This window comes from Pantoea sp. X-Soil-TKNS-1280 (assembly GCF_059730475.1).
This window is the reverse complement of sequence record NZ_AP035963.1, coordinates 434,335-455,589: the sequence shown is the minus strand read 5'-3', so window position 1 is coordinate 455,589 and position 21,255 is coordinate 434,335. Positions and strand designations below refer to the sequence as shown.

At 55.0% G+C, this 21,255-nt stretch carries 21 protein-coding genes; 16 read left to right on the top strand and 5 right to left on the bottom strand.

From position 1 onward, the window contains the following. Window positions 1–117 precede the first annotated feature (117 nt). From AC6I8X_RS22065 to AC6I8X_RS22045, 5 genes are all read left to right on the top strand, one after another. Window positions 118–1,386 carry a flavin-containing monooxygenase gene (locus tag AC6I8X_RS22065; RefSeq protein WP_497841118.1) on the top strand — a complete coding sequence of 423 codons (1,269 nt, stop codon included), beginning with the start codon at window positions 118–120 and terminating at the stop codon, window positions 1,384–1,386. A gap of 9 nt (window positions 1,387–1,395) precedes the next feature. Continuing rightward, the gene (locus AC6I8X_RS22060; RefSeq protein ID WP_012541190.1) at window positions 1,396–1,821 is read left to right on the top strand and encodes a RidA family protein; all 426 of its coding nucleotides are present in this window, start codon (window positions 1,396–1,398) and stop codon (window positions 1,819–1,821) included. Further along, on the top strand, window positions 1,818–2,492 hold the full coding sequence (locus AC6I8X_RS22055) for a DUF1028 domain-containing protein (RefSeq protein WP_497841117.1): 675 nt from the start codon (window positions 1,818–1,820) through the stop codon (window positions 2,490–2,492). The genes AC6I8X_RS22060 and AC6I8X_RS22055 overlap by 4 nt, the downstream gene beginning before the upstream one ends. Further along, on the top strand, window positions 2,485–3,639 hold the full coding sequence (gene argE, locus AC6I8X_RS22050) for an acetylornithine deacetylase (protein ID WP_497841428.1): 1,155 nt from the start codon (window positions 2,485–2,487) through the stop codon (window positions 3,637–3,639). The genes AC6I8X_RS22055 and argE overlap by 8 nt, the downstream gene beginning before the upstream one ends. Window positions 3,640–3,723: 84 nt before the next feature. Further along, the gene (locus AC6I8X_RS22045) at window positions 3,724–4,515 is read left to right on the top strand and encodes an AraC family transcriptional regulator (protein ID WP_313687707.1); all 792 of its coding nucleotides are present in this window, start codon (window positions 3,724–3,726) and stop codon (window positions 4,513–4,515) included. Here the strand turns inward: AC6I8X_RS22045 and AC6I8X_RS22040 are convergent. Both AC6I8X_RS22040 and AC6I8X_RS22035 read right to left on the bottom strand, forming a co-directional pair. Next, window positions 4,491–5,129, bottom strand: coding sequence for a LysE family translocator (locus tag AC6I8X_RS22040; protein ID WP_299450754.1), 639 nt, complete (start codon window positions 5,127–5,129; stop codon window positions 4,491–4,493). The genes AC6I8X_RS22045 and AC6I8X_RS22040 overlap by 25 nt on opposite strands. 81 nt (window positions 5,130–5,210) lie before the next feature. Continuing rightward, window positions 5,211–6,770, bottom strand: a complete 1,560-nt coding sequence (locus AC6I8X_RS22035; RefSeq protein ID WP_497841116.1) for a hypothetical protein — start codon at window positions 6,768–6,770, stop codon at window positions 5,211–5,213. 718 nt (window positions 6,771–7,488) lie between these two features. Here AC6I8X_RS22035 and AC6I8X_RS22030 point away from each other — a divergent pair. The 7 genes from AC6I8X_RS22030 (at window position 7,489) to AC6I8X_RS22000 (ending at window position 13,240) form a co-directional block, all read left to right on the top strand. Next, window positions 7,489–7,800 (top strand): hypothetical protein, encoded by a 312-nt coding sequence (locus tag AC6I8X_RS22030; RefSeq protein WP_497841115.1) that lies wholly within the window; start codon window positions 7,489–7,491, stop codon window positions 7,798–7,800. Window positions 7,801–8,003: 203 nt separating this feature from the next. Beyond that, window positions 8,004–9,245: an urea ABC transporter substrate-binding protein gene (locus AC6I8X_RS22025; protein ID WP_313687698.1), complete on the top strand. Its 1,242-nt coding sequence runs from the start codon at window positions 8,004–8,006 to the stop codon at window positions 9,243–9,245. 11 nt (window positions 9,246–9,256) lie between these two features. Beyond that, window positions 9,257–10,126 carry a branched-chain amino acid ABC transporter permease gene (locus AC6I8X_RS22020; RefSeq protein ID WP_497841114.1) on the top strand — a complete coding sequence of 290 codons (870 nt, stop codon included), beginning with the start codon at window positions 9,257–9,259 and terminating at the stop codon, window positions 10,124–10,126. Further along, window positions 10,126–11,157 carry a branched-chain amino acid ABC transporter permease gene (locus tag AC6I8X_RS22015; RefSeq protein ID WP_497841113.1) on the top strand — a complete coding sequence of 344 codons (1,032 nt, stop codon included), beginning with the start codon at window positions 10,126–10,128 and terminating at the stop codon, window positions 11,155–11,157. Before AC6I8X_RS22020 ends, AC6I8X_RS22015 begins: the two co-directional genes overlap by 1 nt. Continuing rightward, window positions 11,154–11,885 (top strand): ATP-binding cassette domain-containing protein, encoded by a 732-nt coding sequence (locus tag AC6I8X_RS22010; protein ID WP_497841112.1) that lies wholly within the window; start codon window positions 11,154–11,156, stop codon window positions 11,883–11,885. Before AC6I8X_RS22015 ends, AC6I8X_RS22010 begins: the two co-directional genes overlap by 4 nt. Then, window positions 11,878–12,582 carry an ABC transporter ATP-binding protein gene (locus AC6I8X_RS22005; protein ID WP_313687690.1) on the top strand — a complete coding sequence of 235 codons (705 nt, stop codon included), beginning with the start codon at window positions 11,878–11,880 and terminating at the stop codon, window positions 12,580–12,582. The genes AC6I8X_RS22010 and AC6I8X_RS22005 overlap by 8 nt, the downstream gene beginning before the upstream one ends. A 106-nt stretch (window positions 12,583–12,688) precedes the next feature. After that, window positions 12,689–13,240: an ANTAR domain-containing response regulator gene (locus AC6I8X_RS22000; protein WP_497841111.1), complete on the top strand. Its 552-nt coding sequence runs from the start codon at window positions 12,689–12,691 to the stop codon at window positions 13,238–13,240. Here AC6I8X_RS22000 and AC6I8X_RS21995 read toward each other — a convergent pair whose 3' ends face one another. From AC6I8X_RS21995 to AC6I8X_RS21985, 3 genes are all read right to left on the bottom strand, one after another. Continuing rightward, on the bottom strand, window positions 13,241–14,176 hold the full coding sequence (locus AC6I8X_RS21995; RefSeq protein WP_313687686.1) for a helix-turn-helix domain-containing protein: 936 nt from the start codon (window positions 14,174–14,176) through the stop codon (window positions 13,241–13,243). Between the two features lie 120 nt (window positions 14,177–14,296). After that, window positions 14,297–15,691 (bottom strand): amidase, encoded by a 1,395-nt coding sequence (locus AC6I8X_RS21990; protein ID WP_497841110.1) that lies wholly within the window; start codon window positions 15,689–15,691, stop codon window positions 14,297–14,299. 118 nt (window positions 15,692–15,809) lie between these two features. Then, complete coding sequence (locus AC6I8X_RS21985) at window positions 15,810–16,712, bottom strand: LysR family transcriptional regulator (RefSeq protein ID WP_497841109.1); 903 nt, start codon at window positions 16,710–16,712, stop codon at window positions 15,810–15,812. A gap of 99 nt (window positions 16,713–16,811) precedes the next feature. Here AC6I8X_RS21985 and AC6I8X_RS21980 point away from each other — a divergent pair, with 99 nt between their 5' ends. The 4 genes from AC6I8X_RS21980 to AC6I8X_RS21965 all read left to right on the top strand — a co-directional run bounded on the left by AC6I8X_RS21980 (window position 16,812) and on the right by AC6I8X_RS21965 (window position 21,246). Next, a complete protein-coding gene (locus AC6I8X_RS21980) occupies window positions 16,812–17,201 on the top strand; it encodes a carboxymuconolactone decarboxylase family protein (RefSeq protein ID WP_497841108.1) in 390 nt (129 codons plus the stop codon). A gap of 311 nt (window positions 17,202–17,512) precedes the next feature. Then, window positions 17,513–18,688 carry an SfnB family sulfur acquisition oxidoreductase gene (locus AC6I8X_RS21975; RefSeq protein WP_497841107.1) on the top strand — a complete coding sequence of 392 codons (1,176 nt, stop codon included), beginning with the start codon at window positions 17,513–17,515 and terminating at the stop codon, window positions 18,686–18,688. A gap of 9 nt (window positions 18,689–18,697) precedes the next feature. Continuing rightward, complete coding sequence (locus tag AC6I8X_RS21970) at window positions 18,698–19,888, top strand: SfnB family sulfur acquisition oxidoreductase (RefSeq protein ID WP_497841106.1); 1,191 nt, start codon at window positions 18,698–18,700, stop codon at window positions 19,886–19,888. Next, complete coding sequence (locus AC6I8X_RS21965) at window positions 19,885–21,246, top strand: LLM class flavin-dependent oxidoreductase (protein ID WP_497841105.1); 1,362 nt, start codon at window positions 19,885–19,887, stop codon at window positions 21,244–21,246. Before AC6I8X_RS21970 ends, AC6I8X_RS21965 begins: the two co-directional genes overlap by 4 nt. Window positions 21,247–21,255 lie beyond the last annotated feature (9 nt).

Below are 21,255 nucleotides of genomic sequence, written 5' to 3'. Positions count from 1 at the left end.
ATATTTTCTATCCAGACGCTCACTTTATAATATTTTACCGTCTGCATGCGCTCCAATAGTCTTGGGTCCTTCTTAAGTGGTTAATCCCCTGCGTGATGCGGGATGAAGGACGTTGAAATGACATCATTAAAAACTGAAACAGATACGCTGATTATTGGCGCAGGTCAGGCGGGGGTTGCCATGAGCGAACACCTGACGCGTCTGGGCATTCCGCATCTGGTCGTGGAGAAAAACCGTATTGCCGAATCCTGGCGTAGTCGTCGCTGGGATTCGTTGGTTGCCAATGGCCCGGCCTGGCATGACCGCTTTCCGGGCATGGAATTTCCTGGCTGCTCACCAGACAGCTTTGTGGCAAAAGAACAGGTTGCTGATTATTTTGTCAGTTACGCCGCCATGAACCAGTCACCGATTCATACCGGCGTCGAAGTGTTAAGCGCTGAACGCAATCAGGGGCGCAGTGGTTTTACCGTCACCACCTCCGCAGGCGTGATCAATGTGCAGCGTATCGTGGCCGCTACCGGTCCTTTCCAGCGCCCGGTGATCCCGGCGATTGCCCCTCAACATAGCCAGGTACAACAGCTGCACTCGGCAGACTATAAAAATCCGCAGCAGCTGCCACAGGGGGGCGTACTGGTGATTGGTGCTGGTTCTTCCGGCGTGCAGATCGCCGATGAGCTGCAACGTGCCGGTAAGCCTGTGTGGTTGTCGGTGGGACCGCACGATCGCCCGCCGCGTTCTTATCGTGGCCGGGACTTCTGCTGGTGGCTTGGGGTGCTTGGCCTGTGGGACGCCGCAGCCAGCCAGCCGGGTAAAGAGCATGTCACCATCGCCGTAAGTGGCGCACGCGGTGGGCATACCGTTGATTTCCGTCGTCTGGCGGCGCAGGGTGTTAACCTCGTTGGCCTGACGGAAAGTTTCACCGATAACACCGTACGTTTTCAGGATGATCTGGCGGAGAATATTGCGCGTGGCGATGCGAATTATCTCGCGTTGCTGGATGCTGCCGATGCGTATATCGAGCGCAACGGCCTCGATTTACCGCCAGAACCACAGGCGCGTGAGTTCCTGCCAGACCCCGCTTGTGTCACCCATCCGCAGCTCGCATTGAATCTGGCAGAGGCCGGAATCACCAGCATTATCTGGGCGACGGGCTACGTCACCGATTACAGCTGGTTAAAGGTCAATGCCTTCAATGAACAGGGCAGACCGCAGCATCATCGTGGCGTGTCCAGTGAGCCGGGCGTTTATTTTCTTGGCTTGCCGTGGTTGTCACGTCGTGGTTCCACCTTTATCTGGGGCGTCTGGCACGATGCCAAATTCATTGCTGACCAGATCGCTATCCAGCGCCAGTACCAGCAGTATCGCGCACCCTCTGACTCGCTTTAAGGAACTGTTATGCCTACACATCAACGTATTCGTATGTTCAACACCAAAGAAACCTATCCGAATCAGACACTGGACAACGATCTCTGCCAGGCGGTACGCGCCGGTAATACCGTCTACGTGCGCGGCCAGGTGGGTACCGATTTTGCAGGGAATCTGGTCGGGCTGGGCGATCCACGCGCGCAAACCGAACAGGCGATGAAAAACCTTAAACAGCTGCTGGAAGAAGCCGGTAGCGACCTGAGCCATATCGTGAAAACCACCACCTATCTTACCGATCCGCGTTATCGCGAGCCGGTTTACCAGGAAGTGGGGAAATGGCTGAAAGGGGTGTTTCCGATTTCAACTGGCCTGGTGGTTTCGGCGCTGGCGCAGCCGCAGTGGCTGATGGAAATTGATGTGATTGCGGTGATCCCGGATGACTGGGAGGCGAAATGACGCTTTCGATTGCGGCACGCTGTGCGGAGTCCGGCCAGCTCGGTATCGCCATTAGTTCGTCGAGCATTGCCGTAGGTGCGCGTTGCCCGTGGCTGGTGGCCGGAGTGGGTGCGGTATCCAGCCAGAACATCACATTACCGGCGCTGGGGCAGCAGATTCTGGCGCGTCTGGAAGAGGGCTTAACGCCGGAACAGGCGCTGAAAAGCGCACTGGCAGAAGATCGCTTTAGCGAATATCGCCAGGTGACGGTCATTGACGCCAGCGGTCGCAGTGCCGCCTTTAGCGGTGACAAGACGCTGGGTATTTATCATGTGGTGCAGGGCAAAGAGTGCGTGGCAGCAGGGAATATGCTGGCGGAACAAGAGGTGATCGCCGAGATGGCGGCGGCTTTTGAAGCTGCCACCGGTGAGCTTACTGGTCGCCTGCTCACGGCGTTGCAGGCAGGGATCGATGCCGGTGGTGAGGCGGGGCCGGTGCATTCTGCTGCTGTGAAGGTGGTGGATGATTACACCTGGCCGCTGGTGGATCTGCGCGTTGACTGGGCAGAAGAAAACCCATTGGCAGAACTGCACAAGTTGTGGCTGGCGTATGAACCCCAGATGCAGGCTTACGTCACCCGGGCACTGGATCCACATGATGCTCCGAGCTATGGCGTACCCGGCGATGAGTAGTGCGGTGCGCGATATCCTTGCGGCGTTGCTGGCGTTTGATACCACCAGCCGCGAATCCAATCTGGCCTTGATTACCTGGATTGAGGATTTTCTGGCGCAGCGCGGGATCGCATCGCAACGCATCATGGATGACAGCGGGCGCAAAGCCAATCTGTATGCCCGGCTGGGGCCGGGTGGTGATGGCGGGGTGATGTTATCCGGTCACACCGATGTGGTGCCGGTCGATGGTCAGCAATGGACGCTGCCGCAGTTTGCCCTGACACAACAGGAAGGGCGCTACTATGGTCGTGGCAGTGCGGACATGAAAGGCTTTCTGGCCTGCGTGCTGGCATCGCTGGATAGCTTTCTGGCCCAGCCGTTGCGTCTGCCGCTGCATCTGGCTTTTTCCTATGATGAGGAAGTGGGCTGCCTCGGGGTGCGGAGCATGGTGGAGTTTTTGCGTGCGTCAGCAGAAAAGCCCGCCATATGTATCATCGGCGAACCGACAGAAATGCGCCCGGTATATGGACATAAAGGCAAGGTGGCGATGCGTTGTCAGGTGCATGGTCGCGCCTGCCACTCGGCCTATGCACCTTCTGGCGTCAATGCCATCGAATACGCGGCAAGGCTTATCAATCAGCTCGGCGAAGCGGCGCAGCAACTGAAGCAGATAGAGGATGCGCGTTTTGATCCCCCCTATAGCACGCTCCAGACCGGTGTGATTCAGGGCGGCAGCGCGCTGAACATCGTGCCGCAGGATTGTCAGTTTGATTTCGAAATCCGCTATCTGCCGGAGGCGCATGTTCAGGGGGTCATTACCCAGGTTGAGCAGTACGCGCAACAGCAGCTGTTACCGCAAATGCAGGCGGTGGCGGCTGAAAGCACGATTCATTTTCTGCCGCTCAGCCACTACCCAGGCCTGCTCACCGATCCCCAATCACAATTTGCCCAATGGCTGGCGCAATGGAGCGGAAGCGACGATTTCTCCACCGTGGCGTTTGGCACTGAAGGGGGGTTGTTTGATGAAGCGGGGATTGCCACCCTGATTTGCGGGCCGGGCAGTATGGAGCAGGGACATAAACCGGATGAGTTTATTGCCATAGAGCAAGTCGAAGGTTGTATGACGATGCTGGATAATTTGTGCCTGTGGATGCGTGCGACATCGTAAAAACCATGTGGCAGGAATGCAGCATTGCATTCCCGTGGCGACGATGCTGTTATAAAGCTCTTTTCGCGCAATGGGTCCGGATTTGTGTCGCTGAACGCTTCTGAATGGGTAAACCGTAATGGTATTGAATGTTCCCGCGTCACCGCCAGTGACAGTGGTTTTCCACGACATTTACATGATGAATATGTGATTTGTGCCAACCTGAGTGGCCGGGAAGCCATCTGGCTGGATGGTAAAGAACATGAGGCCATGCCTGGGCAGGTGACGGTGTATAATCCGGCGTCGATTCAGGCGTCAGCGTTCAGTCTGGAACCCGTGAGTTTTATTAGCGTGCATCTGCCGCAGTCGGTGTTGCGCGAGGTGGTGCAGCAGCATGGCCTGCATAGCACCAGTCAGGCACCGGTGCTGCGTGAAGGGGCGTACTACGATGCGCGGGTGTTTGCCGCGATTTGTCGCTTTGCGGATGTGGCGCAGCAGGATGATGAACAGCTGCTGATGTGGTTATGCGGCGAGCTGCTGGATGATAAGGCCAGCTGCCAGCAGGGCGATGAACAGCTTATCGCCCAGGTGAAAGATTTGCTGCGCGCCGATCTGGGTGTGAAACCGCAACTGGATACGCTGGCGCACCAGGTGGGTTTCAGCAAATACCATCTGGTGAGGCGTTTCACCCAGCTTACCGGCATGCCACCGCTGCAATACCATATGCAACTGCGTTTACATCATGCTCGTGATTTGTTGCGGCGTGGCGTGCATCCCCAGGAGGCGGCGCTGCAACTCGGTTTTTATGACCAGAGCCATTTTATCAATGCGTTCCGCAAGGTGATGGGCACCACGCCGCACCATTATGCCCATCAGCTGAGGATAAATTCCCGATAGCCGGAGCTGATCACATAGACAGCGAAGTAACAGAAAATCAGCGCTGAAGCGAGGTAGGAATACTTCAGCAGACGCTGCCCCAGCAGTTTTCCCCCCATGCTGCCCACCAGGCACAATACGCAGGTCCAGAATACCCCGGCGATAAAGAAGCCGCTGAGAAACCATGAGGTCGCCCCCGTATTACCATGCCCCATGCGTGAAATCAGTGCGCCCCCGACGCTGGCAAACCACAGAATGGCGGTGGGGGACGATAACGCCAGCATCACGCCACGGCTGAATTCACGCATCAATGAACGTTTTGGCTGTTGTTCAGACATATTGATCGCCGTGACCGAACGATATGCCGCCAGCAGCATTTTGATCGCAAACCAGACTAACAACAGCCCGCCACCAACCCACAGCACCCAGCGTACCGCCGCGAACTGCAACACCACCGCCATCCCCGCCAGCGCCAGCAGCGCATAAATTAAATCGCCAATGCAGGTACCAATCCCCAGCCAGAAACCGTGGAAATAACCGCGCTGCATTGCCAGAGTGATCATGGCGATATTCGCCAGACCGATATCGAGGCACAACGACAAACTCAACAGAAAACCATTGGAAAACTGCAACATAATCAAATACGCATCCCGCGCTGGTAAAAGTTGAGGTATTTAACCATGTTGTCGTATATGGGTATTGGAAAGAATTGCGCATTATAGCAGCGGATAATTCTGCTGAATCAGCATCGCAACTCGCCATCCTTCCAGCCCAGGCGGATGATAAGCCGCCATACGGGATGCGAGCAGAGCGAGACGATTTGCGGGGGTGTCCTGCTGCGATGAAAGCAACTCCTTCCAATTGCTGCGGTTTTTTGGGGCAATATCCGACCATAAGACAATGGCATCGTCAATTAATGCGCTGCCGGTATCGCCTAATGGATAGGGGCTTTGTTCTTCATTGCCGCACTCAGCAGCGGAAGAAAACTGAATCAGTGCCCGTGCCAGGATCACTGCGGCGATGGCTTTTTCCTGTTGCCCGGAAAGTCCGGTATGATTCAATCCCAGCTTTTCGCGCGTAAGGTTGATCAGTGCCTCACGTTTTTCTTCCGCTCCGATGCCCGCATTGAACGGTGAGAGCATTTTTCCTAACGTATTCAAATCATCAAACGACGTCAGATCTTTTCTCTCCCGAGTTTGCCGGGTAAGCCGTGCAATAATATGATTTTCAATCTCCGTTGCCCGGTGTTGCTCGACGGTATTAAGACCTTCGCGGAGGGAGAATAACGTGGTGATCACCTCTGATAAATTCCTGCCACTGGTGGACCAGAGTGAATGCAGGGCAGGAAAAGTCCGCAGCAAACTAATAAGATTGTCAGCCGTGCCAGGCACGGGTCTCAGGATGTATTTTTCCGGGTCATACTCTAACAGTTGAAAATTTGGCGGGATTGCCTGTGCGGTAATCAGGCGGTTGAATTCATCATTTGGTATTGCTAACACTTTCCTGGAATCAGGACAATAAAACAACGCATTGTGTGACCCCAGCCCCAGGGTTTCATAGAAGATATGGATTAATAAATCCATAGGAGGGTGTCGATTCAGCGCTTCCACTAATTCCGGATATTCCTCCTTCAACTGATTAATCAGGAATTGATAAGTGGATAAGGCTTTCTCGTCCTCATTTCGGAGCAGCTGTGCCACCCCTGCTCGCTCACTATCCAGTAGCAGCGCATCTTTGGAGAGTGGCAACAACACATGTTGCAAAAAGTTCTTTATTAATGTCGAACTTTCAGCATATTTTCCGAGCAAGTTACGCAGCATCGATTGCCGCAGGGTAGGCGATTGAGTCAGCTCCTTATAGGCCGGGCTACGTGGGGCGAATTTTCTAATACATTGTTCAACCAGATCCAGCTGTGCGACGTCATTATTTATCGTTGCAACATTTTTAAAAAATGTCGCACCGTATTCAGGATGGGCAATGTCATCCAGATTAAGGTGGATTTTTTCATCGGATGCGAACATATCACCACTTAGCCTGAAATCACCACGTTGGTAATTATTCAGTTTCTCGCTAGCCAAGGGACTAAACGCGATAAAATCCTGCGGGTGAACTTCAATATATCCTTTAGGACTATTTTCTGGATGAGGGCGTGTATTTGATGTGACGGTATCGTCACTGTTTCTGACAACGATGGGCTGCTGTTGTGTTCGTGATTCACCTTCTTGTGGCTTAACGGGGGTGACTGAATTTACTGAATTAATGGGAAGGTCTGACATATTATTTCTCCTTAAATAATGATGAGATTTTTCTGATGCTGACAGGTTTTTTTAATTTCGGTAATCATCAGGAAAAGGAGGTTACAAACATACGGAAAAATAAAACATAGCGATTTTATGAGCAAGATATGAAATCAGAAATTGCAAAGGGATTGTTCTGCGTTCGCCTGTTTGCCTGGGCAGCAGACGGGTTATTATCTGGATGCTCATGACCTGGTGGTGGAAAATCTGGCCCGGAGCGCGAGTATTGGGCACGGAAAGCTGCAATGTTATGACGTAAAAATTATGGCTACCGGACAAAAGATTGAAGTTTCTACCTATCATTTTTGCTTTCCGAGGTGAATACTACCCATCTGGAAAGTTGCAGTTTCACTGACTGTTATCTTGATAATGTTATTGGTAACGAAAAAAACATATCTACGCTAAAGGGGAGTCAAATAAAATAAACCCCGGAGTCGCTGCATAAAAAACCGGCTAGTGTCTGGCTTAAAGATTTCACTATGGAACGATTGGCCTTAATCGGCACTGAAACAGTCCCAATTCGTTGGTTAGTGCAATCTCTGGGACAAACTACCGCCAGAAAAAATTATTAGAAAAACGTGCAATTCAATCTCAATCAATGCAAGAAAGATGAGATCTCCGGTTTTGATTTGAGCCATTCACAATTGAATAAGGCTATGCGTCTTCCATCGATATCCAGCATTGTTGTGAATGGGCAATGGATAAACTTTATAGTGCCTTGCGCACTCAGCTACTCGATCAACGTATCAATATTGAGGGGCAGCATCATATTTTTACCCGTTACTTACCCGTCCTGGGAAATAATGCTTTATTGAAATATCAGCTTTGGATCCACCAAAGGTATAATCAATTGCCACCCGCGGTTAAAACTGCTGTTCTGACCATCCCGGAAATCGATGCCGTACAACGTGCGCGCCGCTCTAAACCCATCCCCTCTGCACCGCCGTGGTGCCAAACGCTGCGAAAGAGTGCAATAGCACCTGAATTTTCATTCACACTGGCCGCATAACCCGCGAATATTCTGAGCAGGTATCAGGGTATTAAGGCTGGCCCGGTTATTGCTTTCTGAAAATATTGCCCCAGCGTTGTGGCAATCACATCTTTTTTCATGCAGACAGCGTTGTCTGCCAGCTGCTGGTTTCACCCTGTCCGGTTATCCCGGAAACCCATTCTATTGTTCTTACTGTCTCATCACTTCATTCAGAGGGTGCTATGGCTATTAGTCGTCGTTCATTTCTTCAGGGATCTGCATTATCGGCATTAGGTGTGGCTGCGGGCGTTGCACCGAAAATCAGTTTTGCGGCGGACAATAAGGACGCCATCAAAGTGGCGACCATTCTCGACCTTTCCGGTGGTCTGGATATCTACGGTAAACCGATGTCCAACGCCATCAATCTGGCGGCCGACGAAATCAACGCTGCCGGGGGGTTACTGGGCCGACCGTTACAGATGATCAATTATGATGCCCAATCCAATATGCAGCTGTATGCACAATACGCGCAGCAGGCGGCGTTAAAGGATAAGGTCTCCGTGGTGCACGGCGGAATTACCTCGGCCTCGCGCGAAGTGATTCGTCCGGTACTGGACCGCTTCCGCACGCTCTACGTCTATCCGACGCAATATGAAGGCGGCGTGTGTGACCGCAACTATTTCTCAACGGGTTCTACCCCGGCGCAAACCGTGGAAAAACTGGTGCCCTATGCGATGAAGAAATGGGGCAAAAAAGTCTATGTGCTGGCGGCTGATTATAACTATGGCCAGATCGTCTCCGCATGGGTGAAAAAGTCGGTGCACGATAACGGCGGCGAAGTGATGACGGTGGAATTCTTCCCGCTCGATGTCACCGACTTTGGCGCTGCCATCTCAAAAATCCAGAGTGCGAAACCGGATATGGTGTGGTCGGCATTGGTGGGCGGCGCGCATATCTCCTTCTATCGCCAATGGCACGCGGCGGGTATGAGCGGCAAGATCCCGATTGCATCGACGGTGTTTGGTGGCGGCAATGAACATATCATCCTGTCACCGGAAGAAAGCAACGGCATCCTGGTGGCGGCCAACTATATGCAGGAAATCGCCACCCCGGAAAATCAGGCCTTTGTACAAAAATTCCATGCCAAATACGGTGCCAGCACGCCAAATATCAGCGACCTGGCGATGGGGGCTTATCAGGGCATGTTGATTTGGGCGGAAGGGGTGCGCAAAGCCGGTGATGTTGATCGCATGAAGGTGATTGAAGCGCTGGAATCGGGCATCAGCGTGACCTCGCCAAGCGGCAAAGTCACGGTCGATCCGGCCACGCATCACTGCTCGCTGGATGTGCACATTGCCGAAGTCGAAAACCATCAGATGAAGATCCTCGAAACCTTCACCGATCAGCCACCGAGCGATACCGCGATGGTGTGTGATCTGAAGAAAAATCCGCGCGATACCAAACAGTATCAAATCGAGCTGTAACAGGAGCCACTATGGATCTGTTAATTATCTACGGCATTGAGGTGCTCAATGCTATCGCGGTGCTGATTATCATGAGCCTCGGTCTGGCGGTGGTGTTTGGCATGATGAAAATCGTCAATATGGCGCATGGCGAATTTATGATGCTCGGTGGCTATAGTGCGATTCTCGCCACCAACCGCCTCGGCTTGCCCATCTGGGTAGCCATGCTGGTGGTTGCTCCGCTGGTGGTGGGGTTGTTTGGCATCGTGATTGAGCGGGTGATTATCCGTCACCTTTATGGCCGGATGATTGACACCATGCTGGCAACCTGGGGATTGAGTCTGGCACTGATCGGTGCCGCGACCATGGTATTTGGTAATACCACGCTGGGTATCAGTTCGCCGCTACCCAGTGTCAGCGTAGGCAGCTACAGCACCAGTGGCTATTCGCTGTTTACCATTTTGTTTGCCTTGTGTCTGGTCGGTGGGTTGTGGCTATTGCTGCGTTTTACCACCCTCGGCCTCTGCGCGCGCGCCACCATGCAGAACGCGCGCATGGCGGCGGCGCTGGGTACCAATCCCGGCAAAATCTACAGCCTGACCTTCGGCCTCGGCGCGGCGCTTTCCGGGCTGGGCGGTGCGCTGCTGGCCCCGATCACCGGCGTGATTCCCACCATCGGCATCAGTTTTATCGCGAAGGCATTTATCACGGTGATTGGCGGCGGCAGCGCCATTATTGCCGGGACGCTCTCCTCATCCACCCTGTTTGGCACCATCTCCCAGTTGGCAACCTACGCCTGGACGCCGGTATTTGGCGCAGTGGCGTTGTTGCTTAGCGCGATTGTGCTGCTGCGTCTACTGCCACAGGGCATCACCGGACGCTTCTTCAGGAGGTCGCTGTAATGAAACGGATTGCTGAACGGGTGCAGATTATCGTGGTCGCGCTGGTGGTGATGCTGGCAGCGTTCTGGCTGTCGGGCGCTCTGGAGCTGTATACGCTGCTGTCGGTGACGGTTTTTCTGGTGATGGGACTGCTGGCGCTCAGCCTGGCGTTTATCTGGGGTTACGGCGGAATTCTGTGTTTTGGTCAGGCGGCGTTTTTCGGTCTTGGTGCTTATACCTACGCGATATGCGCCATCAACTGGGGCGACTCCACCTGGGCGGTGGTGATGGCAGTTCTGCTGCCGACGCTGTTCTCACTGTTGCTCGGGTATGTGATTTTTTATGGCGGTGTGAGCGATGTGTATCTTGGCGCGATCACCCTGGCTGTCAGCCTGGTGTTGTTTAACTGGGTAAACTCCACGGCGGGCAGTGAATACCATATTGGTCAGGCGCTGCTTGGCGGCTTCAATGGTATCCCGTCGGTGCCCACCCTTAATCTGCCATTCCAGCCTGATGCGATTTTGTCACCGGAAGCGATCTTTATGGTGACGGCGGGCTGCCTGGCGCTGTGCTATGCGCTGCTGAAATTCATCCTGCTGAGCCGCTTTGGCAAAACGGTGGTGGCGATCCGGGAGAACGAACAGCGTGCCGGTCTGCTCGGATATAACGTGCCGGCCCACAAGCTGGTGACCTTTGCCATCGGTGCTGCCATCGCCGGGCTGGCGGGCTGTCTGTACGTTAACTGGGGCGCATTTGTCAGCCCTGGCGTGTTCAGTATCAGCCAGTCCGCGCAGATCATCATTTGGGTGATTGTCGGCGGACGCGGCACGCTGATCGGTCCGGTGATCAGCTGCATTCTGTTGCAGTGGATGGTCACGCGGCTGGGTGCGCAACAGACGATAGATGTCAATCTGGTACTGGGGGTAATTCTGGCGGTATTTGTGCTGCTGATCCCCGGAGGCATGTTGCCAACGATACAACGCCTGGGGCGACGTAAGCAGCCAGCCGCAGCGCAGGCAAACCCACCGCAGGTCAGCGAGGTGAAACAATGAACGCGCCGGTATTGTTACAAACCCGCAAGATGGGCGTCAGTTTTGGCGGGGTCCACGCGGTGAAAGAAGTAGATTTCACCCTGCACGAGGGCGAATTACGTTGCCTGATTGGGCCGAACGGTGCAGGTAAAAGTACCTTCTTCAAGATGCTGAGCGGGCAGGTGACGCCGAGCCGGGGGGAATGCCGCTATCGCGACCAGGTGATCTCCGGTCTGCGTCCGTGGGCCATCGCGCGTCTGGGAATTGGTATCAAGACCCAGGTCCCCAGCGTGTTTGAAGGGTTGAGCGTGCGCGAAAATCTGTGGCAGGCGGCGGCCAATAAAATGGTTAAAGCGGAGGTGCCTGCCGCCATTGCTCGTGTGTTGCAAGATATCGGACTGGCACATCTGGCAGACGTCACCTTAGCGGAGCTGGCGCATGGCCAGCGGCAATGGGTCGAACTGGGGATGATCCTGATCTCCCGCCCGCAGCTGGTGTTGCTGGATGAGCCAGCCGCCGGGATGACGCATCATGAGGTGCGTAAAACTGCTGAACTGATTAAAGCCATCAATCAACAAAGCACCGTGGTCGTGGTGGAACACGATATGGAGTTTATCAGCATGATCGCGCAGAAAGTGACGGTGTTTAATCAGGGGGCGGTGCTGGCGGAAGGGAGTTTCCGCGAGGTAACCAGTAACCCACTGGTCAAAGAGGCGTATCTCGGCAACGTGGAGATTAAACATGCTTGAAATTAAAGAGATGGTCTCGGGTTATAACAAGATTCCGGTGCTGCATTTGGCTGATCTGTTTGTTGGCGCCAAATCCTTTACTGGCGTGCTGGGGCGCAACGGCATGGGTAAAACCACGCTACTGCGCGCCATTATGGGGGAGCTGCCTGCGTGGCAGGGGCGTATTGCGTTGAATGGTATCGATATCACCGCTTATCAGGCGCATCAGCGAGCGGCGGCCGGGATTGGGTTTGTGCCGCAGGGGCGACAAATCTTTCCCTTGCTGACGGTGGAAGAAAACCTGCGCATGGGGTGCGTGAAGCACTTCTCGCGAGCCGGGCAGATTATCGAGCAGATGCTGGAGATTTTTCCACGCCTCAAGCGGCTACTGGCCCAGCCGGGAGGGGCCTTGTCTGGCGGTGAACAGCAACTGCTGGCGCTGGCGCGTTGTTTATGCGGGCAACCGCAACTGGTGTTGCTGGATGAGCCAACCGAGGGGATTCAGCCGAATATTTGCGAGGAGATTATTGAGACGTTGCAACGGCTGCGACATGAGATGGATATCTCGATCATCCTGGTGGAGCAGGATATTGAGTTTCTTTATGCACTGGCGGACCAGATCCATGTGATTGAGAAAGGGGAGATTATTCACCACATCGATCCGCAAACCACCTCAAGCGCCAGTATTGCGGAGCAGTTTTTAGGGTTTCATGCCTGATGGGCGAACCGGGCTGTCCCATCTGACACAATCTCCGACCGCCACAACAAAGCAGCCACCGTTTGGGTTGCTTACTGTAATGCTTTCCACTCCATGAGGGTGAAGCATGATTGAACAATCTTTAATGGCGACGCTGGCGGGCGTGCGGCTGCATCTTTTCCATCCTGATACTCAGAGCGTCCGTGCATTCTGTGCTTCGCTGACGCAACTGGGTTGTCAGGCGCAGCACAGCTGGCCGCTGCCGACCCTCGCACCTGATGATGTGCACCTGGTGATTGTTGCGGTGGAGCCGCATTATCAGCAGGCGATCCAGCCGCTGATGCGTGCCTGGCGGCAGGCAAATATCCCGGTGATCGCCCTTGCTGATTGCCACAATGCCCGGTTATTTCCCTTGTTAATCGAGCTGCAACCCAGTGCTATCGCCGAACGTACCCTCAATCCGTTTGCGCTAATTGTGCAGATGATCGGCACGCTACAGGCCGTCAGACGGCAGGTCAAAGGGAAAAGTGAACGTCTGACCCAGGCGAAAGGCATCCTGATGCGCGAATACGGGCTGGATGAATCGGGTGCCTACCGTTTTATGCGCAGCGAAGCGATGAACACCCGCAGCAGCATGGAATATACCGCCGAGCGGGTGATCAACAGCCTGCAAAAGTAGTCAGCCCTGTGGCTGACGGATCAAACTGCTGGGGGTGTAACCAAAGGCTTTACGAAACGCCAGGCTGAAGTGCGACATATCGCTAAAGCCGTGATCCATCGCCACCTGGGTGATATTGCGTGCTTTACCTTCGGCCAGCGCTTTGTGGCTGGCCTGCAAGCGCTCCTGCCAGACAAAATTCATCGGCGTGGTGCCATGGGCAGCAAATACCCGGCTGACGGTGCGTGGCGAAACATGATGCGCATTGGCGATTTGCGCTACGGACAAATCATGTTCGTGCAGATTCAGCCGCAAAAAGCTCACCATGCGCGAGAAAAGATCGGGTCTCAGCGCATCATCGCTTTTCTGCAAATTGAGGCTGACGGCAATCATATTCAGCAACGTGTTGGCGAATTGTTCCGTGAGAAAGGCATTCTCGCGCTCGGCGTTAAAGGAGAAGGTTTCGGTAAGCATCTGCCTGAGCGACAGCATGCCCGGACGGGTGATATCCAGTGCTTTTCCTGCCAGCCGGGCAATCGCCGGGGCCTCTTTTTCAATCATCGGACGTGGCAAATGGACGATATTGATCGCGACATTGTCCATCGCGAAATCAAATGGCGTGGCGGCATCATAAATCACCACATCCCCGGCACTGACGTGTGAATGATTGTCGTTCTGACTGAGCGTGCCGGAACCGCTGCAGATGTAGCCAAGATAGAAATCGTGATTGGGATGGCGGCGAATGCATTCCCGGGTGCGTTGCCACACCAGCGCGGTACGGGAAATATGGTTGGCGATATCCACATGTCCCAGCATCGAATAGCCAAAACTCCCGGAAAATTCCCCGCTATGGGTTTGTCTGGCCTCGGCTTTGATCAGTCGTGAGCATACTGCATCACGCCAGGCATCGAAGCGATGACGGTTTTCCAGGTTATCGGTGGTGAAATTTTCTTTCATGACAACGTCCCCTAAACATGGCGAAAAGGGCGGCAGTGGGAGAAATAAAGCAATTTTTGGGCCATGAAAGCGACAAAAAAAGCCGCCGCGTCGGGGAGCGCGGCGGGAAACGGAGCAGGTTTACAGGGCCGGATGTTTTTTATGCCAGTCGGTAACCTGCTGATAAGCCCACGCGCCCTGAATCATGGTGGCTTCAGCAAAATGGGCGGCTACCAGCTGAAAGCCGATAGGCGCTCCGGCCGCGGTCATGCCGCAGGGCAGCGTGATGGTGGGGTGGCCGCTGGCATCGAATGCACTGGTATAGCGCAGCACGCCGTTAAACAGTGCCTGATCGGTGCCAAAACGGGTCATGGTGTCCCAGGTTAATCCGGCGAAAGCAGTGGCAGGAGCCAGTACCAGGTCCACCTTGCTGAACAGGGCGGAGATATCCCCCCGCAGTGCCGCCCGGCTGAGCAGCAAGCGTTGATATTCCAGTGCGGTAACCTGATGCCCCAGGTCCAGCAACCCGGCGAGACCCGGTCCATATTTCTCTTTCTGTGCCGGATAGGTGTCTTCATGCGCCAGTGCGGTTTCCACTGCACACAGCGCGCTCCATTCTGCTGCTGCTTGCTCGGTATCTGGCATGGTGATATCGACAAAGGTGGCACCGAGTTCACTCAGAGTGGCAATGGCAGACTGCAACGCGGCGCGGGTGTCATCATCCACCTGATCCAGCGACCAGGCTTTATCGAGGCCGATACGCAGTTTGCTGACGCCGCGAGTCATCAGTGCCAGGTAGTCCGGCACGGGTTCACTGCTGGAGGTGGGGTCTTTCTCATCCCGTCCGGCAATCGCCTGCAACATGGCGGCGGCATCCGCGGCGGAGCGTGCCATCGGGCCAATGTGGTCGAGGGACGCTGCCAGTTCACAGGCACCGTGCCGGGTGACACGGCTCCAGGTGGGTTTGATGCCGGTCAGGCCGTTGGCGTTCGACGGGAAGCGGATCGAACCGCCGGTATCGGTGCCTATCGCGCCGTAGCACAGACCCGCGGCGGTAGCGACGCCAGAGCCACTGGAGGAAACGCCGGTCCATAACGCGCTACCCCACGGATTGGTCGGGCGGGTGATCTCCGGGTGGTGATCGGCAAAGGCGCTTTCGGTTTGCGTCAGTTTGCCCATGATTACCGCTCCGGCCGCGCGGAAACGCTCCACCACTGTTGAGTCTTCCGTCGGATAGCGATCTTTGTGGATGATCATGCCGTGGCTGGTGGGCGCGTCTTTGGTCCAGATCAGATCTTTCAGTGCGATGGGCACTCCATGCAGCGGGCCACGTAACGTGCCGCTGGCAATCTCGCTATCCGCTTCGGCGGCTTGTTTTAACGCGCTTTCACGCATCACGTAAAAATAGCTGTGCAGCGTTTTGTCCAGCGTATCGATACGCGCCAGCAGGGCGGTAGTGACCTCAATCGAGGTGATTTCACGCGACTGAATCAGGCGGCCAATTTCCAGCAAACTTTTGTAGTGCAGGTTGTTCATCGTGTGCTTTCCTCGCAGAAAAAGGTGGATGAACAACAACGTAAAGCAGACGTGCCAGCCCGGCTTTGTTAAGCCGGACAACCGCTGTGCCAGGAATGACAGGGCTGCACGGGGGAGCTTATGTGCTAACCAGGGAGCGGCTGAGGTGCTGGCGCAGATGGTCAACGTAATAGCGAATTTTGGGTAGCTGCTGCCGGTCCGCAAAGGTCAGGATATGTACCGCTCTGGCGGGTGTCGCCATGTGGCTAAATAACCGGGTTAATCGCCCGGATTTGACATCTTCAGCCAGTAACACCTCGGGTTGCATGATAATGCCTGCACCATTCAGGGCTGCGTGGCGTAACGCTTCGCCATTGTTCAGCGACATCACCAGGTTGACTGGCACCGAAAACGGTTTCCCAGCCTCAATAAATTGCCAGCTGCCACTGGCGAGTGGATGAGCAAAGCCGAGGCAACGATGTTGAATCAGCTGCGCTGGGTTTTCCGGCACACCGTAAGCCGCCAGATAGGCGGGCGATGCGCAGACCAGGGAACGATAGCTTGCTAAGGGGCGCGCAATCAGGGAATTCACATGCTCAGGCTCACCGATTTTAAGCATGACATCAATACCATCCTCCACCATATCGACGGTACTATCGCTCAGACGCATATCCAGCGTTACGTCAGGCCAGGCATGAAGAAACTGCGCATTCAGCGCTGAGAGCACATGTACTCCCAGAGAAACCGGGCTGGCAACCCGTAGCAGCCCGCGCGGGTACTGATGCAGGCTGGATGCGCGGGATTCTGCTTCGTCAATGTCCGTCAGAATTTGCTGGCAGCGATGATAATAGTCGTGACCAAAATCAGTCAGGCTTTGGCGGCGGGTGGTACGGTTCAGCAACCGAACACCGAGATAGTTCTCCAGCCCCTTGATATGCAGACCGACCATCGTACTGCTGATGCGCATCTCTTCGGCGACAGCAGTGAAACTGCCTTTCTCCACCGCGCGCACAAAAACTGCCATACTTTCCAGCTTGTTCATGATTACAAAGTTTTCCTTGATAGTGATGCAAGATTTTTGGCGTTTTTCAAAGTTTAACATTGAGTTTAAATCAAGACTTCACGTAACTGGAGAAGCAAGATGATCACTCAACCTGAATTACGTCAGCGTGGGATGACGCTGTTTAATGAACTGTATGGCGATGGTGCCGGAGAGGCGCTGCGTCAGGATATGGCTGACATTTGTCCTGATTTCACGGATATCACCATTGAATGGGCGATGGGGGGGATTATGAGCCGCGATGGCCTTGATCCGATGACACGCGAGCTGGTCGTGATTGCTTCCTGCGTCACGCTGGGGCATACGGTGCCACAGCTGAAAGCCCATACCCAGGCTGCGCTCAATGCCGGGGCCAGCCGGGAGCAGATTATTGAAACCATTTTACAACTGCTGTTTTATGCTGGTGGCGCTGCGGTGCGCAATGCGCTGGTACATGTGCGGGACATCCTGAATACCCCACAAGATAAATAACCGAAAGGTTTTCGCGTTGTCGTTCTGGTGCGACTTCGTTGATAACAGCCCGGATTCGTAATGGCGCGATTTATCGCGCTATTACGGATAGATACATCCTGCAATTACTTAGAAATATTTCTTCTTAAGAAAAAAATTATCGTTATTAATTTAAAAATACGCGTATCCACGCCGAAGATAATAGTTATCTCAATAATGAAAACTCTTGCGCAGATATAGCATAACCGTGCTATTTACTTGTTTTATACCCGCTGCTTATTATCGCTTCCATTCGGTTATTTCCCCCTGTGTAGCCAAAAGTGAAATAAATCATGACGAAATTAGTGAATAATGACGCCGAAGCGCTTGACGCTGCGCGCCATCTGGCAGAGCAGGCAAAAGCAGGCGCGGTTGAACGCGATCAGCAACGTATTTATCCCACTGCTTTGTTGAATCAATTTACCCAGTTGGGGTTGGGTAGTATCAGTGTGCCGCGGCAGTTCGGTGGGGCCGGTTTATCATTCCGGACGGTGGCGGAAATATTCCGCCTGATTTCTGCCAGCGATCCGTCGCTGGGACAAATTCCACAAAATCATTTCGGCCTGATTCAATTCATCCTTGGCGAAGGAACGCCAGAACAGCAGCAACGTTTGCTGAGTGCCGTGGTCAGCGGCAAGCGGCTGGGCAACGGCGGACCAGAAAAAAATACCCGCCATACCCGTGATGTGCAGGCTCAACTAGTGACAACGTCACAGGGATTGCAACTTACCGGCGAGAAATTCTACTCCACCGGGGCGTTATTCGCTGACATCCTGGTGACGACCGCGATTCATGATCAACAGCCGGTGATGGCGTTTATTCCGCAGCCCGCCACAGGTGTTGAGATAGTCGATGACTGGTCGGGGATGGGGCAACGCACCACCGCCAGCGGGACGGTCCGATTGCAGCAGGTGGCGGTGGATCCCCAACTGGTGATGCCGTTGCCGGCACCGGAAAAACCCACGCTGCGCGGCGCAGTATCACAACTGATTCAGGCGGCTATTGATGCCGGTATTGCGCAGGGTGCGCTGGATGATGCGCTGGCGTTTGTACGCAGCAGCTCTCGCCCGTGGGTGGATGCCGGTGTCACCCGCAATGCAGACGATCCCTACATCATTGCCGATGTTGGTCGCCTCAGTACCGAGCTGACGGCGGCAAATGCCTTGCTGGCACGCGCTGCGCAGGTGCTGGATAGCATCGATCAACAATCGCTGACGGCGGAAAACTGTGCGCAGGCATCGATAGCGGTTGCTGAAGCCAAAGTACTGACCACCGAGGTTGCGTTACGCGCCAGTGAAAAGTTGCTCGAATGGGGTGGCAGCCGCGCCACTTTGCTGCGGCATGGCCTCGATCGCCACTGGCGCAATGCGCGCACCCACACGCTGCATGACCCGGTACGCTGGAAAACCCATGCCATTGGTAACTACTACCTCAATGCAGTATTACCGGCACGCCATGCCTGGATTTAAGGAGCAATCATGACCCAGGTTCAGCCCAAACAACCCGCTGCACGCCTTGCTGATGCACATCAGGCGCTGGCGGCAGCGCAGCAACTGGCTGCACAGTACCGACGCGATGCCGCGTTGCGTGACCGTGAACGCCAATTGCCACACGCCGAACTGCAGCAATTTTTTGCTGCTGGCCTGGGGGCGATTACCGTACCCCAGGCTTATGGTGGCATCGCCATCCCTTCTGGGTTGCTGGCGCGAATTGTTGTCATTCTCAGCGAGGCGGATGCAGCTATCGGCCAGGTACCACAAAACCATTTCTACGCACTGGAGGTGCTGCGCGTTAATGGCAGCCCGGCGCAGCAGCAGCGCTTGTATGACGAAGTGCTGGCGGGCGTGCATCTGGGTAATGCACTGGCGGAATTTAGTTCCCCAACGGCGCATCAGCGCAGCACGCGCATCGCCGCTGGGCAGCTCAACGGCAGCAAGTTTTACGCCACCGGCGCGTTATTTGCTGACCGTATCCCCACCGCTGCACGTGGCGATGACGATAAAGAACAGCTGGTATTTGTCCCGCGCCATCAGGCGGGTGTCAGCGTTATTGATGACTGGAGCGGCTTTGGTCAGCGCACCACCGGCAGCGGCAGCGTGCAGTTTGTTGATGTTGCCGTCAGCGCGGCTGATGTGGTGCCATTCCAGACCGCCTTTGAACGACCCACGGCGGTTGGTCCCTTTGCCCAGATCCTGCATGCGGCCATCGATCAGGGCATCGCGCGGGCGGCCTTTAACGACATGCTGGATTTTCTGCGGCAGCGGGCACGTCCGTGGCCGGACAGTGGCGTTGAACGTGCCGTTGACGATCCCCTGACGCTGGACCGTACCGGCCGCCTCGCGGCACGGTTATCCGCGGGTGATGCGCTGCTGGCGCTGGCGGGGGAGGCTGTTGATAGCGCACAACAGCAACCCACGGCCGAAAGCGTGGCGACGGCGTCGGTCGAGGTGGCGAAAGCACGGGCGTGGACTACGGAAGTGGCGCTGGAAGCCGGTAATTTGTTGTTCGAACTGGGTGGCTCGCGTGCCAGCCTGCGTGAACACAATCTTGATCGCCACTGGCGCAATGCGCGCACCCATACTCTGCATGACCCAGTGCGCTGGAAATACCCGGCGATTGGTAACTATCTGCTGAATGGCGTGTTACCGCCGCGTCGGGGGACATTATGAGCCACAAGCAGATTCTGCTGAACGCTTTCAATATGAACTGCGTGGGCCACATCCATCACGGCATGTGGACGCATCCGCAGGATCGTTCCGTCGATTTCAATTCACTGACCTACTGGACCGATCTCGCCCGTCTGCTGGAGCGCGGCTTATTTGATGGCATTTTTATCGCCGACATCCTTGGCGTTTACGACGTTTATCAGCAGAGCATCAATCTGACGGCCAGCGAGTCGATCCAGTTGCCGGTTAACGACCCGCTGATGCTGGTCTCCGCCATGGCGAGCGTCACGCAACATCTGGGTTTCGGCGTCACTGCCAACCTGAGCTATGAAGCGCCATACGCTTTTGCCCGCCGTCTTTCGACGCTCGATCATCTGACGCAGGGGCGCATAGGCTGGAACATCGTCACCGGCTATCTCGATAGCGCCGCCCGCGCAATGGGCCAGCGCCAGTTACTGGATCACGATCGCCGTTACGATCAGGCCGATGAGTTTCTGGATGTGGTGTATCAGCTGTGGGAAGGCAGCTGGCAGGACGATGCACTGGTGGTGGATCGGCAACGACGGCTGTACGCCGATGCGCAGAAAATTCATCAGGTAAACCATCAGGGCGAGTTTTATCAGGTGCAGGGTTATCACCTGAGCAGCCCGTCGCCGCAACGTACGCCGTTGTTATTTCAGGCGGGTAGCTCGGCGCGCGGGATACAATTTGCGGCACGTCATGCCGAATGCAGTTTTGTCAATGCCAGCTCCCCGGCAGCAATGCGTCAGCAAACCCAGCGGCTACGTCAGGCAGCAGTGGAAGCCGGGAGGCTGGCTGAGGATCTTCGCATTTTTATGGGCGTCAGCGTGATTGTTGCCCCTGGCGAACGCGAAGCGCAGGAGAAGTATCGCAGCTATCTCGCCTACGCCAGCCCGGAGGCGGGGATCGCTCACTTCTCCAGTTCAATTGGCATGGATCTGGCCGCTTTCGGGCTTGATGAGCCGATTACCAGCGGCGACACGCGGGCAATTGAATCAGTGAGCAAAGCCTACAGCGGCTGGACACGTCGGCGTCTGCTGGAGCAACACGCGATGGGCAGCCGTTATCCGCTGGTGATGGGTAACCCTGCGCAGGTGGCGGAGCAACTGATCAACTGGATCGACGAAGGGGATATTGATGGTTTCAACCTGACGCGCATCCTCAATCCACAAAGCTATCAGGACTTTATTGATTTAGTCGTGCCAGAACTTCAGCAGCGTGGACGCTATAAAACCGCCTATCAACCCGGTTCAATGCGTAAAAAGATTTTTCAGCATCAGGACCGCCTGCCCGATCGCCATCCGGCGGCACGCTGGCGGCCTGCGACCAACCTTCGTTAATCCATTGAC

What these genes read in the sequence shown, in the direction of transcription:
- AC6I8X_RS22025 (WP_313687698.1), top strand. Translation starts at nt 8,004, where the DNA reads ATGGCTATTAGTCGTCGTTCATTTCTTCAGGGATCTGCATTATCGGCA.
- AC6I8X_RS21980 (WP_497841108.1), top strand. Translation starts at nt 16,812, where the DNA reads ATGATCACTCAACCTGAATTACGTCAGCGTGGGATGACGCTGTTTAAT.
- AC6I8X_RS22035 (WP_497841116.1), bottom strand. Translation starts at nt 6,770, where the DNA reads ATGTCAGACCTTCCCATTAATTCAGTAAATTCAGTCACCCCCGTTAAG.
- AC6I8X_RS21975 (WP_497841107.1), top strand. Translation starts at nt 17,513, where the DNA reads ATGACGAAATTAGTGAATAATGACGCCGAAGCGCTTGACGCTGCGCGC.
- AC6I8X_RS21990 (WP_497841110.1), bottom strand. Translation starts at nt 15,691, where the DNA reads ATGAACAACCTGCACTACAAAAGTTTGCTGGAAATTGGCCGCCTGATT.
- AC6I8X_RS22020 (WP_497841114.1), top strand. Translation starts at nt 9,257, where the DNA reads ATGGATCTGTTAATTATCTACGGCATTGAGGTGCTCAATGCTATCGCG.
- AC6I8X_RS21970 (WP_497841106.1), top strand. Translation starts at nt 18,698, where the DNA reads ATGACCCAGGTTCAGCCCAAACAACCCGCTGCACGCCTTGCTGATGCA.
- AC6I8X_RS21995 (WP_313687686.1), bottom strand. Translation starts at nt 14,176, where the DNA reads ATGAAAGAAAATTTCACCACCGATAACCTGGAAAACCGTCATCGCTTC.
- AC6I8X_RS22030 (WP_497841115.1), top strand. Translation starts at nt 7,489, where the DNA reads ATGGATAAACTTTATAGTGCCTTGCGCACTCAGCTACTCGATCAACGT.
- AC6I8X_RS22005 (WP_313687690.1), top strand. Translation starts at nt 11,878, where the DNA reads ATGCTTGAAATTAAAGAGATGGTCTCGGGTTATAACAAGATTCCGGTG.
- AC6I8X_RS22015 (WP_497841113.1), top strand. Translation starts at nt 10,126, where the DNA reads ATGAAACGGATTGCTGAACGGGTGCAGATTATCGTGGTCGCGCTGGTG.
- AC6I8X_RS21985 (WP_497841109.1), bottom strand. Translation starts at nt 16,712, where the DNA reads ATGAACAAGCTGGAAAGTATGGCAGTTTTTGTGCGCGCGGTGGAGAAA.
- AC6I8X_RS22055 (WP_497841117.1), top strand. Translation starts at nt 1,818, where the DNA reads ATGACGCTTTCGATTGCGGCACGCTGTGCGGAGTCCGGCCAGCTCGGT.
- AC6I8X_RS21965 (WP_497841105.1), top strand. Translation starts at nt 19,885, where the DNA reads ATGAGCCACAAGCAGATTCTGCTGAACGCTTTCAATATGAACTGCGTG.
- AC6I8X_RS22060 (WP_012541190.1), top strand. Translation starts at nt 1,396, where the DNA reads ATGCCTACACATCAACGTATTCGTATGTTCAACACCAAAGAAACCTAT.
- AC6I8X_RS22000 (WP_497841111.1), top strand. Translation starts at nt 12,689, where the DNA reads ATGATTGAACAATCTTTAATGGCGACGCTGGCGGGCGTGCGGCTGCAT.
- AC6I8X_RS22040 (WP_299450754.1), bottom strand. Translation starts at nt 5,129, where the DNA reads ATGTTGCAGTTTTCCAATGGTTTTCTGTTGAGTTTGTCGTTGTGCCTC.
- argE (WP_497841428.1), top strand. Translation starts at nt 2,485, where the DNA reads ATGAGTAGTGCGGTGCGCGATATCCTTGCGGCGTTGCTGGCGTTTGAT.
- AC6I8X_RS22065 (WP_497841118.1), top strand. Translation starts at nt 118, where the DNA reads ATGACATCATTAAAAACTGAAACAGATACGCTGATTATTGGCGCAGGT.
- AC6I8X_RS22010 (WP_497841112.1), top strand. Translation starts at nt 11,154, where the DNA reads ATGAACGCGCCGGTATTGTTACAAACCCGCAAGATGGGCGTCAGTTTT.